This is a genomic window from Paenibacillus sp. FSL R10-2782 (assembly GCF_038592985.1).
GTDB lineage: Bacteria > Bacillota > Bacilli > Paenibacillales > Paenibacillaceae > Paenibacillus > Paenibacillus terrae_C.
The window spans coordinates 4,615,124-4,628,541 of sequence record NZ_CP151951.1; the positions used below are offsets into that span (position 1 = coordinate 4,615,124).

Annotated in this window: 11 protein-coding genes; all 11 read right to left on the reverse strand. The window is 48.5% G+C overall.

Annotated elements, in window-relative coordinates:
* Nucleotides 1–177 precede the first annotated feature (177 nt).
* Entirely contained in the window at nucleotides 178–426 is a 249-nt protein-coding gene (locus tag NST83_RS21165; protein ID WP_342415569.1) for a hypothetical protein, read from the reverse strand.
* A 217-nt stretch (nucleotides 427–643) separates the two neighbouring features.
* Complete coding sequence (locus NST83_RS21170; protein ID WP_342415570.1) at nucleotides 644–1,990, reverse strand: GH1 family beta-glucosidase; 1,347 nt, start codon at nucleotides 1,988–1,990, stop codon at nucleotides 644–646.
* The gene (locus tag NST83_RS21175; RefSeq protein ID WP_342415571.1) at nucleotides 1,987–4,476 is read right to left on the reverse strand and encodes a glycoside hydrolase family 95 protein; all 2,490 of its coding nucleotides are present in this window, start codon (nucleotides 4,474–4,476) and stop codon (nucleotides 1,987–1,989) included. The genes NST83_RS21170 and NST83_RS21175 overlap by 4 nt, the downstream gene beginning before the upstream one ends.
* Nucleotides 4,477–4,592: 116 nt before the next feature.
* On the reverse strand, nucleotides 4,593–6,287 hold the full coding sequence (locus tag NST83_RS21180; RefSeq protein ID WP_342415572.1) for an ABC transporter substrate-binding protein: 1,695 nt from the start codon (nucleotides 6,285–6,287) through the stop codon (nucleotides 4,593–4,595).
* Between the two features lie 75 nt (nucleotides 6,288–6,362).
* Nucleotides 6,363–7,265, reverse strand: a complete 903-nt coding sequence (locus NST83_RS21185) for a carbohydrate ABC transporter permease (protein ID WP_342415573.1) — start codon at nucleotides 7,263–7,265, stop codon at nucleotides 6,363–6,365.
* A gap of 15 nt (nucleotides 7,266–7,280) precedes the next feature.
* Nucleotides 7,281–8,294, reverse strand: a complete 1,014-nt coding sequence (locus NST83_RS21190) for a sugar ABC transporter permease (RefSeq protein ID WP_137060323.1) — start codon at nucleotides 8,292–8,294, stop codon at nucleotides 7,281–7,283.
* 262 nt (nucleotides 8,295–8,556) lie between these two features.
* Nucleotides 8,557–9,342 carry a dipeptide/oligopeptide/nickel ABC transporter ATP-binding protein gene (locus NST83_RS21195; RefSeq protein ID WP_342415574.1) on the reverse strand — a complete coding sequence of 262 codons (786 nt, stop codon included), beginning with the start codon at nucleotides 9,340–9,342 and terminating at the stop codon, nucleotides 8,557–8,559.
* 19 nt (nucleotides 9,343–9,361) lie between these two features.
* The gene (locus NST83_RS21200) at nucleotides 9,362–10,162 is read right to left on the reverse strand and encodes an ABC transporter ATP-binding protein (protein ID WP_342415575.1); all 801 of its coding nucleotides are present in this window, start codon (nucleotides 10,160–10,162) and stop codon (nucleotides 9,362–9,364) included.
* Nucleotide 10,163: 1 nt separating this feature from the next.
* Entirely contained in the window at nucleotides 10,164–10,967 is an 804-nt protein-coding gene (nikC, locus tag NST83_RS21205) for a nickel transporter permease (RefSeq protein WP_342415576.1), read from the reverse strand.
* Nucleotides 10,964–11,905 (reverse strand): nickel ABC transporter permease, encoded by a 942-nt coding sequence (gene nikB / locus NST83_RS21210; RefSeq protein WP_342415577.1) that lies wholly within the window; start codon nucleotides 11,903–11,905, stop codon nucleotides 10,964–10,966. The genes nikC and nikB overlap by 4 nt, the downstream gene beginning before the upstream one ends.
* A complete protein-coding gene (gene nikA / locus NST83_RS21215; RefSeq protein WP_342418015.1) occupies nucleotides 11,902–13,413 on the reverse strand; it encodes a nickel ABC transporter substrate-binding protein in 1,512 nt (503 codons plus the stop codon). The genes nikB and nikA overlap by 4 nt, the downstream gene beginning before the upstream one ends.
* Nucleotides 13,414–13,418: the final 5 nt, after the last annotated feature.

Here is a 13,418-nt window from a genome sequence, read left to right on the forward strand (position 1 = left end):
ACAAAGGTGACATAAGTAAAAAATATATCGAAGCATTCCAAGGAAGAAAGACGGCTTGTGGCTGAAGTTTGTTCTTGCGATGTAAGGAAGCAAAAAACGGGGCTCCAGACAGTTTATTGTTTCATACTGTGCGAAGACCCACGTTGTTGTTTTTCTATAGATGTTTTTTCAGTTGTATTAACTGCGTCCCTTCTCCTGATCATCCTTCTTGCGGGCAATGACCAGCCCTTTTCCGATCATATAAATAAAAAATCCGCCAACGACACATCCAATACCCACCATTAAGTATATATTACGATCACTTAGATTACCTAAGTTGAACAAAATAAGAATAATGCCTACAATCCAAGCGAGCCAGGCGATGACAGACACCGAGCGGCTCATTTGCTTTTCGTTCGATCCTGATTCTCTAAAATTCGAAGCCATATCCTCCACTCCCTCTGGTCTAAAATTGTTAAACAGCCCTCTTCTGGTATTTTTGTCAGTATGCACAATCCCTGTGTTTTTATTCTTAATAGTCTCGCCATACTTATAACAACCTGCAATTTTTTCTTGGGTATTATTACCCCAGAGGGCTTGTTGTTCAAACAAAAGGGAGTGGAGACAGGCCAATGCCCGCTTTAGTATCAAAGTTCATTTTCTTTTAACGTCTGGTCTCCAGCCAGTTGTTGCTTACCACATTTCGATACCAGTGGTAGCTTTCCTTGGGGGTGCGGACCATAGTGCGGAAATCGACATGAATCATGCCGAATCTCATACTGTACCCTTCCGCCCATTCAAAATTGTCCATGAGCGACCATGCCATATAGCCTTTGACGTGAAGGCCATCATGAATTGCCCGATGTACCTGGACCAAATGCTGCTGCATGTAGGAAATACGACGGTCATCCTGAATCTTGCCATTTACGATCTCATCGTTGATACAAGCCCCGTTCTCTGTAATGTAAATGTCAATGTTGCCGTACTTTTGCAAATAATGCAGGACCTCATACAACCCGCGCGATTCCACCGGCCAACCGATATCCGTGACGGGCAATCCCATGTCAATTTCTTCAGATTGGAGAAACCCGGCTTCGGGATTAAAACGATTGACCGACATAGCGTAGTAATTGATACCGATCAGATCAATAGGTTCGCTAATAATGTCCATATCTCCTTCCTGAATAGGTACGGTAGCTCCTTGCATAGCAAACCAATCTACCAGAAACTGAGGATACGAGCCTTGATAGATGGGCTGGAGAAACCAGTCACTATGCAGGGAAACCGTACGCGCGCAAGCCGCTTTGTCTTCCTCGGAAGTGCTATAGGGCACGGCCCATGAGACATTCGGCGCTATCCCGATCTGACCGCTGGTGCCTAACTCGCGGAAACGACGTACGGATAGGCCATGCGCAACCAGCAGATGATGTCCAACGTTGATGGCTGTCTGGAGATTTGTCAGACCAGGGGCATGAACCCCCAGCATATTGGATAAAAATGCGATGCACCAAGGCTCGTTAAACGTCAGCCAATGGTGTATTTTTCCGTGGAACTCACGGAACATCGTCTCCGCATACTGGACAAATGCCTGAATCGTGCGACGGTTTTCCCATCCTCCAGCATCTTGAAGCACCTGCGGCAGATCCCAGTGGTACAGCGTACAAAACGGCTCAATTCCATTGTCGTTCAGCATATCTACTACGCGATGATAATAGTCCAATCCTTCTTGATTGACTTCGCCGTCACCACTGGGGAATATACGCGGCCAAGACACCGAAAAACGATATGTACGAATGCCCAGCTCCTTCATCAGCCGGATATCTTCTTCGTAGCGATGATAGCTGTCACAGGCTACATTCCCGTTATCTCCGTTGAACACCTTGCCAGGCGTATGGGCAAAGGTATCCCAGATGGACAAACCTCTTCCATCCTCCTCATAGCCCCCCTCGATTTGGTAGGCTGCCGTTGCCGTCCCCCACATAAAGTCCTGCGGAAATTGAAAAATGGTCATATTGGCTCTTCCTCTCCATTAATAATAATCGTATGTCTGTCCGTAATTTCCTGCACTTTGGTAAAATTCCATGACAAAATGAATCCTCCATGCTCCGGATCAGGCTGAGCCTGCCGAGCATCTGCGCTAAACGGATGAGCACTGCGAATCGTGCAGCCTCCCGTCGGGGAGGCTGCGGTAAGTTCCGCGCGGACGAGCCTGGAACCGGACCATTCCATGCCAACCGTTATCCCGCTATGCCCCCGCAATCCGTTGACCCGCCCTTCCGACCATGCTGAAGGCAGGGCAGGCAGCAAGGTCAGCTCACCCGGACGGCTTTGCAGCAGCATTTCCGCGATACCCGCCGTCGCTCCAAAGTTGCCGTCGATCTGAAAAGGCGGATGAGCGTCGAATAGATTGGGGTAGGTCGAGCGCGACAGCAACGTGCGAACATACCGATGCGCTGCTTCGCCATCCTCCAACCGCGCGTACAGGTTAATCAACCAGGCGCAGCTCCAGCCAGTATGGCCTCCGCCATGATCGAGCCGTCGGCGCAGCGATATGCGGGCCGCTTCCGCCAGCTCCGGGGTATCGCGAACATGAATTTGTCGGCCGGGGTACAATCCATACAGATGCGAAACATGTCGATGCCCAGGCTCCGCTTCCTCAAAATCGGCAAACCATTCCTGTAGTTGTCCGTGACGACCGATCTGATAAGGCAGCAGGCGTTGCAGCGTTTCTTCACAGCGGTTGCGGAACTCATCATCTAATTCCAGCAATTCCGTAGCCTGAATGCAGTTGCTCAGCAACTCCCGAATTAACGTCATGTCCATGGTGGAACCCATGGATATGCTGCAATGCTCTCCATCCGGGGTTATAAATTTGTTTTCAGGCGACGTAGACGGAGAGGTCACCAGCCAACCGTCTGGACCTTCCACGAGCCAATCCATACAAAAGGCGGCCGCTCCCTTCATCAGCGGATAAGCTTGTTCCGCCAAATAAGCCGTATCCTGAGTAAACAGATAACGTTCCCATAAATGGGCGGTTAGCCAGACACCCCCGAGCGGCCAAAATGCCCAACTGGCATGGCCGCCTGACGGTCCGGCATACCTCCACACATCTACATTGTGATGGGCCGTCCAGCCTTGCGCTCCATAATAGATCGAAGCCACTCTGCGCCCTGTGCGGCTGACTTCTCCAACCATGTGCAGCAAGGGTTCATGGCACTCAGCAAGATTGCATATTTCCGCTGGCCAATAGTTCATCTGGGTATTAATGTTCGTTGTATAATCACTGTTCCACGGCGGCTGTACATGATCATTCCAGATGCCCTGGAGATTGGCGGGCTGACTGCCCGAACGCGAACTGGCTATCAGTAAGTAGCGTCCATACTGAAACAGCGTTACCTCCAAATCCAGGTCTGCCTGACCTTCACGGTACTGCTCCAATCGCAAGTCAGTCGGAATTTGTCTCTTTGTACTTGGGTCCGTCCTGCCTTCATCCCCAAGCTCTAACTCCACGCGGCCAAACAGCTCCCAATGATCCTGCTCATGCCGATGCCTCACCTGCTCGTATCCAAGCGAGACCGCTCTAGCCAGCGTAACTTCGCATACGCCTGCCGATTCCGTAGCATCAATGTCCGGTTGAGTATCGAATCCCCGGAAGCCGGTAGCTGCCGCCAAATACACCGTCAGTTTATCCGCGCCCGCTACACAGATCACTCCGTCAGCCCCCCTCGTCAGGGTTCCCCCCTCGGCGATAATCCGTGCCTGAATTGCAAAAGCCATCCCCAATTCATCCTCATAAACAACCGACTGCGGATGATAGCCATGATAATCAGACTCCACATGACTGGGCGCTCGCCCGGTCAACGTAATTAAGTCCCTCTCTGGTTCACCTGAAGAGTCATCTTCTTTATCACTATCCCATTCGGATGAATCACCAAAATGTGCATCATCACCTGCCTCGGCTTCACAAGAATGCGGCGTAGTGATACGTACGGTTGCATTAATTTTGCCTGGCGTATCCGCAGTCAGCCTTACCATAATGATTCCATCCGGCGCACTGGCAATGACTTCACGGGTATAACGAATACCGCCACCTTGGAAAGTGACCGCAGCCGTTCCAGTCACCAAATCCAGTTCGCGTTCATACTCCACGATTGACCCAAGTCCCTCCTGAGTAATCCACAAATCGCCCAAAGGCTGATAAGCCTCCGTATCGCGCCCCAGCATGTTCGCATTGATCAGATGTTCAGCAGCCTCGTACTTTCCATCCGCAATCAGCTCCCGGACGGGCTTCAAATATCGCAATGCATCATACTGAACGCCATCCCTGGGAAATCCAGACCAGAGCGTATCCTCGTTTAATTGCAAACGCTCCTCCCCGATTCCGCCAAATACCATAGCACCCAGCCTCCCATTGCCGACAGGCAATGCTTCCTCCCACACCTTGGCAGGCTGGCGATACCATAAACGCAGAGATTTCTGCTGTTCGCGTTGTATCACATCAAACCCTCCCCCATTGAGATTAAACAGAGCGCCAATCCCATATTGACCACAAGGACAAGCGCTCTGTCATTCAGACACCCCATCATTTTGTTGCGTCTCGTTTAGTCAGATCGCTATTTGGAAGCCTTGCCGCTCCACAATTCCACTCTGTCCTTCACTAATTGAGTATATTGTTGTTCCATTTGTACCGCTCCAGCGGCATCCAGCTCTTTAAGCATGTTGTCATAAACAGCGTCAAAATTGGTGGTCGGGGCCAAAATAGCCTCCGGTATACGCTTACGGATAATATCCGTCGTTTTTTTGAACGTAACATTATAATTGGATTCATTGTCTGTCGTCAGGTTATAGGCTGCGCCCCAAGGCTTCACATCAAATTCTTTCTCGCTCGGGAACAGCTCCTTCCACGTTTTTACGCCATACGCCTTGAGCGACTCCTTTTCCGGCTCCGAATAGCTTGCGATAATTTGTTCTGGAAATTTGGTGGTGTAATAATTACCAGTAGGGTCCTTTACACCATCACCGTAATGCCCACTGATCAACGTGTATAGCTCCAGCCCGGTTGTTTTGTTGAAATTGGTGGCGTTGTTCGTTTTTTGCTCCAGCACATCAGCCGGAATGACGCGTTTGCCGTCTTTGATTTCATACTGCTTTCCTTCGATTCCCCAGTTCACCAGCACCTGTCCTTCATCGGAGGCTAAAAAATCAAGGAACTTAATAGCCCGCACCGGGTCCTTGCAGCTCTCGGTAATGCCTACACCGTAGCCGGACATAAAGCCTGTATCCTGAAAGGAATGATCCTTATATTCCTCCGAAAGTGTGACTGGGAAATGTGCATAGCTGGCATCCGCCTTGCCTGACGTTTTTAACGCATTTTCAGCTTCCAGGTAGCCCCACTCCTGGTCGATTAGACCGAGAACACGCCCGCTGGCGATTTTAGATTTGTATTGGTCACTTTTTTGTACAAAGGATTCCTTATCCAGCAGCCCCTCATTGTACATGTGGTTTAACCAGCGAAAATATTCTTTTTCCACCGGGCGCTTGTAATGGAGCTTGGCTTCAAATGTATTGGGATCAATATTATATTCTCCATCGTCTGACGCTCCGGTCGTCTGGTAGGCAGGATTGGTTACCGTAATCATGATTCTCCAGTCATCTGCATCCAGCGTAAGGGGAATTGTCTTTTTACCGTCAATGGTTGGATGCTTGGCTACATAGGTTTTGAGTACGTTTTCATAATCCTGCAATGTTTTTACCTTCGGATATCCCAGCTCCTTAAGTACCCTGTGCTGGATTTCAAATCCACCCGTCGCATCAAAGTTCTTCTGTCCCACACCTGCATACGTAGGGATGACATAGATGGCCTGATCCTTGTTGCTGTATTTCAGTCGATTCATGTAGGGGCCGTACAGCTTTTTGAGATTCGGCGCGTGCTCGTTGATTAGATCGGTTAGATCAATCATAGCTCCGGCATCCACCAGCTTGCTGACATTCGCTTTGGCAGAAACCAGATCCGGGTACTCTCCACTCGCTGCCATCAAGGAAATGCGATCATTCCCGCCCCCGCCGCTGACATCAAATTCAGCATTCAGGGTTACACCTGTTTTTTTCGTAATTTCCTTTCCTATTTCATCCTTCATTCCGTTCCATAGCGGGCTTGGGTCGGCTCCAAAGAAGCTAAACGTAATCGGATCGGTTCCGCTGGATGAGCCTTCCTTCGCTGCATTTTGGCTCCCGATACAACCTGCCAGTGCAGCAAGTGATATCGCAAGCAGGGGAATAAGTGCAAATCTGGACCAGTGTTTTTTCAAGTTCAAAACCTCCTATGTTCTTATGATGACTTCGTCTGCAAAATAGCTGTTACTTTACCACTGGGGATCTTGCTTTTATGATTTCACCGCGCCCAGGGTCATGCCGCCTACAAAATACTTTTGCAGGAACGGATACACCAGCAGGATGGGGAGCGTGACCGTGATCGTAATTGCCATTTTGATCGACTCTGGTGAAATTTGTGACATTTGCTTCGCCATATCATTGCTGTTCGTCATACTGGAGCCACCTTGCTGCGTGCTTTGTAATACCTTCATCAGCTCAAATTGCAGCGTCGTCCATTGCGAGGCTCCTCCATTATACAAATACGTATCAAACCACGAATTCCACTGATTTACCGCCAAAAAAAGAGCAATGGTCGCCAGAACAGGCTTGCACAATGGCAAAATAATTTTCCAGTAAATTGTAAAATCATTCGCCCCATCCAGCTTGGCGGATTCCTGAAGCGCATACGGCAAACCATCCATAAAGGAACGAATAACAAACACATTAAATGCGCTAATCAGCCCCGGAAAAATATACACCCAGAACGAACCCAGCAAATGCAGATCACGCATCAAAATAAATAAAGGCACCATCCCACCGGAAAAATACATCGTCAACGCCAGAAACGTTGAGATAAATTTACGGGCGCGGAAATCGACCCGACTCAGTGTAAAAGCGAGCATGGATGCGCAAACCAATCCCAGCACCGTACCGATCAGCGTACGCAGAATAGATACCTGCAAGCCACGAAGGAGACCGTCATACTGGAAAATCGTCTTGTAATTTTCAAGTGTAAATTGGCGAGGCCATATATAGATACCACCACGAACAGTATCCGTCGAATTGTTCAGTGAAATCGCCAACACATTCAAAAACGGATACAACGTCACGACCACAATCAAAGCCATCAGTACATAGTTGAACAGGTCAAACAGCTTTTCAGATCGGGTCGCATTAAAAGCCTTTGTCGTCATTTCGCATCTCCCTCCCTACATGATGCTTTCTTTGGTCAGTTTTTTGAATATACCATTTGCTGTAAACAACAGCAGGATGCTGACCAATGAGTTGAAAATACCAATCGCCGTCCCATAGGAGAACCGCCCCAAATTAATCCCGTAATTCAGCGCGTACAGATCCAGTACCTCGGAATAATCCGTCACCAGACTGTTGCCGAGCAAGAACTGCTTTTCAAAACCGTTGCTCACCAGATGCCCAATCGCCATAATGAACAGAACCGCAATGGTGGAACGGATGCCGGGCAATGTAATATGCCACATCTGTCTCCAGCGACTTGCACCGTCCACACGCGAGGCTTCATACTGCTCCTGGTCAATTCCGGTAATGGCGGCTAAATAAATAATTGTATTCCAACCCGTCTCTTTCCATATATCAGAGGCGGTCACAATATACCAGAACCAACTCCCCTTTGCCATGAACTGAATCGGCTCATCCACAATATGAAGCGCTATCAATATATCGTTGACGATCCCTCCGTCGATGGACAGCATTTTCGTAACCAATCCGGCAACAACAACCCAAGATACAAAATGCGGGAGATAGGATACGGTCTGCACGAATCGCTTGAACAACATCCCCCGCAGCTCATTTAGAAGGATGGCAAAAAAGATTGGCACTACAAAACCAAAGATAATCCCCATCAGGCTCATCGCCAGCGTATTGCGCAGCACCAAATAAAAACGTTCGTCCTGAAATAGCTCAATAAAGTTATCCAGCCCCACCCACTTCTGATCCAAAAAGGATTTGGCCGGCTTATAATTTTGAAACGCCATCGTCCAGCCCCACAGCGGAAGATAACTGAAAACAAACACCCATATGACGAAAGGAATGGACATAAAATAAAGGTACTTTTGTTGCTTTACACTGTCCCACATGCCTTTTTCTCCACGCCCGCGCTTCGGTCCGCGCACCTTGCGTGGTCTGCCCCGGTTAGACTCAGGAATCGTAGCACCAGCATTGGAAGCGGTTTCAGTTGATGATTCCATAACAAGCTCCTCCTTGTATGTAGTTACTATTATCATACTTGGCTGGCTTGAAAGCGGATACCCAACGAATTAGGAGAAAAATCAGTTCAAAATTAGATATATGAGGGGTTGGGATTTACATGGGGTGCCACTACGCATGCGGATGGTGCTTCCCATCGCTGTTGCTTGTACAGCACCATTCCGCCTGCTCCGTTTTCCGTGTGAATTTTCAAGTTAAACTATAGAATACAAAAAGACCAGCAATGTAAGCTGGTCAAACTTCTCAATCATATTCTGCAACTAATTGGCGAGTATACGGATGTCTGTCGGGAGCAAAAAGTTCCTCCTTTACAAACTCGTCCACCAAACGGCCTTCGTGCATGACTAGAACCCGGTCACACATATATTGCACCACAGGTAGGTCATGGGAAATAAACAAATACGAAAATCTCAGTCTGCCCTGTAGCTCCTTGAGCAAGTTTAGCATTTCTGACTGAATTAAGGTATCCAGGCCGGATGTTGGTTCATCCATAATAATGAGTGCGGGCTCCACGCTGATAGCTCTTGCCATGCAAAGCCGTTGCTTTTGCCCGCCGCTGATTTCATGAGGATATCTATCCAGCAATTCAGGTGATAAGCCCACATATTCCAGCAATTTCACTGCTATTCCTCTTCTGTCTGAACTACAGTCTTTCAAAAAAGATGGAACCTTTCGTTCCAGTTGATCCAGTGGCTCCATCACGGATTCCAGTAAACGAAACCTTGGATTTAGCGCCGCAGAGGGATTTTGAAATACGGCCTGCATCTGTCCTTTATAACGTTTTAACGACTGCCTGTTGCCTGCTTGAACAGGAGTTCCCTGAAACCGGATTGTTCCTCGATCTATAGTTTGCATAAGCATAATACAGCGTGCCAAGGTGCTTTTTCCACTGCCGCTTTCTCCGATCAGACCCACACATTCACCCGCTCGAATCGTCAACGATACCCCGCCGAGCACTTGTCTCTTTTTGCGGTAAGATTTATGCACGTCCTCCACGACTAAAAGTTCAGGTACAAGTTTCGGGTTCATAACGATGTTGTCGCCCTCTCTATATGGACTCATGCACGGATTTCATTGATGGGCGCAAGGATGGAATAGCTTCAATCAGCCTTCGGGTGTAGGGCTGCTTCGGGTTGTTCAACAATAGCAATGTGTTCCCCGACTCCATAAGCTGCCCTTCTCGCATTACGGTGACTTGATCGGCGTAGCGCTTGACGTTTCTCAGATCATGCGAGATGAACAAAATACCGCATTGGGTGCGTTCTTTTAAGTCTGAAATGATCCGCAAAATTTCGTTGGCATTCGTTTGATCCAATGCTGTCGTAGGCTCGTCCATAATCAGCAGCTTGGATTCCAGCATGATGGCAACGGCAAGCGATATCCTTTGTAGCTGCCCACCGCTGAGCTGAAATGGATAACGGTTGTATATTTCATTCGGTAACCGAACGTGTTCGAGGACTTGCTTGATGCGCTCTTTGCGGCTTTTGCGTTCTATCACATGATGTGCTTTTAGCGTTTCGTCCATTTGTTTGCCTATCGTGATAAACGGCGTAAACACGCTGGCATAGTCCTGAAAAACATAAGCGATTTCCTGCCCGCGAAGGCATTCTCTTTCTTTCTTGGACAGCGTGAGTAACGAGCGTCCGCACAATTCGATCTTACCCGATTCTATCCAGACCGTCGCAGGAAGCAGATCGCCAATCGACAGCGAGGTCATGCTTTTCCCACTACCGCTTTCACCAATCAGCGCATGGCACTGTCCCGCGCCAATAGATATATGAAGATCACGTACGATCAAGCCTTGCTCAGACCTCAAATGCAGCCCGGTTATTTCCAGAATGTTCATCATTTCATTTCCCCCGTGGCCTTAGTTCAAGTTTGTCCCGTAGCTGATCCCCAATCAGATTGGATAAAAGAACGAACAGCATAATGGCCACCCCCGGAATAACCATCGCCAACGGAGAACTGTGAAAATAGGCCCGTCCCTCATTCAACATCGCTCCCCATTCGGGAGTAGGCGGCTGTAGCCCAAGTCCAATATAGGATAGAGCCGCGATCATTAAAATGATTTTACCCAAATCCAGTGTGGCTACGACCACAATTTCTCTGAAAGCCGCTGGCAGCAAATGCCGGAAGACCAATCGAATCGTCGGCACCCCGCTCAAGCGGGCACTGTAGATATAATCCTTCTCTTTTTCAGCCATCAGGCTGCTTCTCACCAGACGAGCATATGCCACCCATTTTACCAATACAATCGCAATCATCAGGTTGACGACACCCGGCCCGAGCAAGCCCGTCAGTACAATCGCAATCAAGTAATCGGGAAAAGCCAGAAAGGAATCCGACACCCGCATGAACAATCGGTCTACCCCTTTGCCCATAACCCCTGCAATGACCCCGGCCGGAATGCCAATACCAAGAGACAGGAGCAAAATCAATAAGCTCGTGCCAACCGTATTCCTTCCTCCGTATACCACCCGTGACATTAAATCTCTGCCCAATCCATCCGTACCCAGCCAATGCTCACCACTTGGGGATTGAAGCCTTCGAGTGAGCGAAACGAGTAACGGATCATTTTTCATAAACTCAGGCAGGATGAACAATGCAGCTATTCCACCGATAAACAACCATAGAGGAAGTCGGGATGTACTCAATGTCCTCCCTCCTTCAAGCGGATTTCAGGATTTACGTATCCTACCGTTACATCCGTCACCACGTGAAGCAGCATAATGATAGCGCCCATAAATAAAATGTATCCCTGAATCATCGGGTAATCCCGGTTATGAATGGCTTCTACAATAAATTTCCCCAGACCCGGATAGGCGAATATCGTTTCGACCACGACACTCCCACCCAACAAGCTTCCGACACTAATGCCAAACATAGTCACTACGGGAGTCAGGCTATGGCGACACGCATGTAGCCAAAAAATACGCTTTCTTCCAATCCCTCTCGACCTTGCACCCAGAATAAAATCCTGACTCAAGCTATTTAACAGGCTGGAACGAATAAGACGTACATATACCGCAGCCATTGTCAGCCCCAGTGTCAGCGAAGGCAACACCAGATGCATCAAAGTACCATCCCCCATGGATGGAAAAACTGACCATCGCACCGAAAATCCCTCGATAAGTAAAAGTCCTAGCCAAAAGCTGGGGATGGACGCTCCCATAATCGCGAGCACCCGGCTGACCTGATCAATCCATTTCTTGGGATATAAAGCTGAACAAGCGCCCAACGGTACCGCAACTCCCATCAACACTACAATGGAGGTACACGACAGAAGAAGCGTCGCCGGCATCCTCGTCCATATTTCTTCTATGACCGGACGATGTGTCATGTAGGAGGTTCCCAAATCCAAACGAATGAATTTAGAAAGCCATTCCCCATATTGCACGATAATCGGCTCATTCAGCCCCATGATCTCCCTTTGAATTTCCACTTGCTCATTCGTAAGAGCCACATCATCCACACGCAGCAGTTGTCGGACAGCGTCTCCCGGAGCAAGCTTGATTCCCGCGAAGCTGATGAGCGACAGAAGAAAAATAAACAGGAAAAACTCGATCAGCCTTTTCCCAAGCATTTGAATCATTTGGCTTCAACGTCCAACTGGTTGGTAAGCATGTAATATTCGCTTTTGCCGGTAACCCAGTTTTTCACACGGGCATTGTATACAACCAGCGTGTTCGGATGCACCAGATAGGAATAGTACGTCTGCTCATGAATTCTCGTGAGCGCTTGAGATATTAGTTCATTCCGTTTGGCTGTATCTACGGTTTGATCTAACTGGTAAATCAATTTATTTAACAACTCATCGTTTATTTTTCCAAAATTCAGCGTACCATCTGGTAGAAACGATACATTCAAAAAGTAGCTGGCATCACCACGAGGCGCAATCAACGGACTGTACATGCCCAGATCCCAAGTCGTATCGGTCATCAAGTAGTCTTCGTAATTTTCAACCTGCTCGATTTGCAGTGTAATGCCCAATTGCTGGGCTTCCGATTGCAACGCTTGTGAGAAGATAGGGAACTCGGCTCTGGATGCGTAAGTCACCAGCTTTAAGGTTAACGGCTTCCCGTTTTGTGTTACTTTGCCGTTTTCCACCTGATACCCGGCTTCCTTAAACCACTTGAGTGCTTCTTCAGCCCCGGTCTTGCGGGTTGGATATTCCGGTACAAACGGGAAATCCGGTAAAAATGGACCTTGCGCAACCGTAGCCTGTCCGCCCATAATAGCGTCCTTCAGCTCCTCACGGTTGACCAAAGCATCAAATGCCTTGCGCAAATTCGTATGTTGAAACAAAGGTTTTTTCGTGTTAAATATCAACTCATGGGTACGCAGGCTAACCACTGAATCCAGCTTGAGCTGATTGTCTTGCTTCATTTTGTCCATGCTTTCAACAGGTGGACGATAGACGATATCTGCATCACCGGATAAAATGGCGGATAAACGTGCATTCGCATCCTCGTTAAAAGCAAAAACCACCCGATCCAGCTTGGCCGCCCCACTCCAATATGCATCATATCGGGTAAGCTTTAATGATGTGCCTGCGGTGAAGGATTCTACTTGGAAGGGCCCTGTACCGATTGGCTTTTTATCCGGATCGGCTGCTTCTGTATCCAGAATGGCTGTGTTGGGATGAACCAGTTCGGATGGGAACTGAGGGAATGATTCTTCCGTCACCACATGCAGCGTTTGGCCGGAGGCCTCCATGGATTTAATTCGCAATACCTGCTTAACCCCCGGATTCAGCTCTATTGAGCGTTCCAGCGATTGCTTAACCGTCTCTGCGGTCAGTTTTTTTCCGTTTTGAAAGGTTACACCGTCACGAATCTGAAACTCCCAGTTTTGCCCGTCTTTACTCGACCATTGGGTAGCCAGCCATGGCTGGATTTTTACGTTCTCGTCCAGTTTAACCAACGTTTCTACGACACCCGCTCTTAACGGAGTATAATCCAGACTGGGATCAACGGTCTGACTAGCAAAGTTAAACAGGAAGGTCAGCTCTTTCTTGGGCTGCTGTGTTGCTTGCGTAGAACCCTCTTGCGGGCTAGAACAAGCAGCCAGTAAGACTACGGTCAAAAGCATACATACCATTGGGA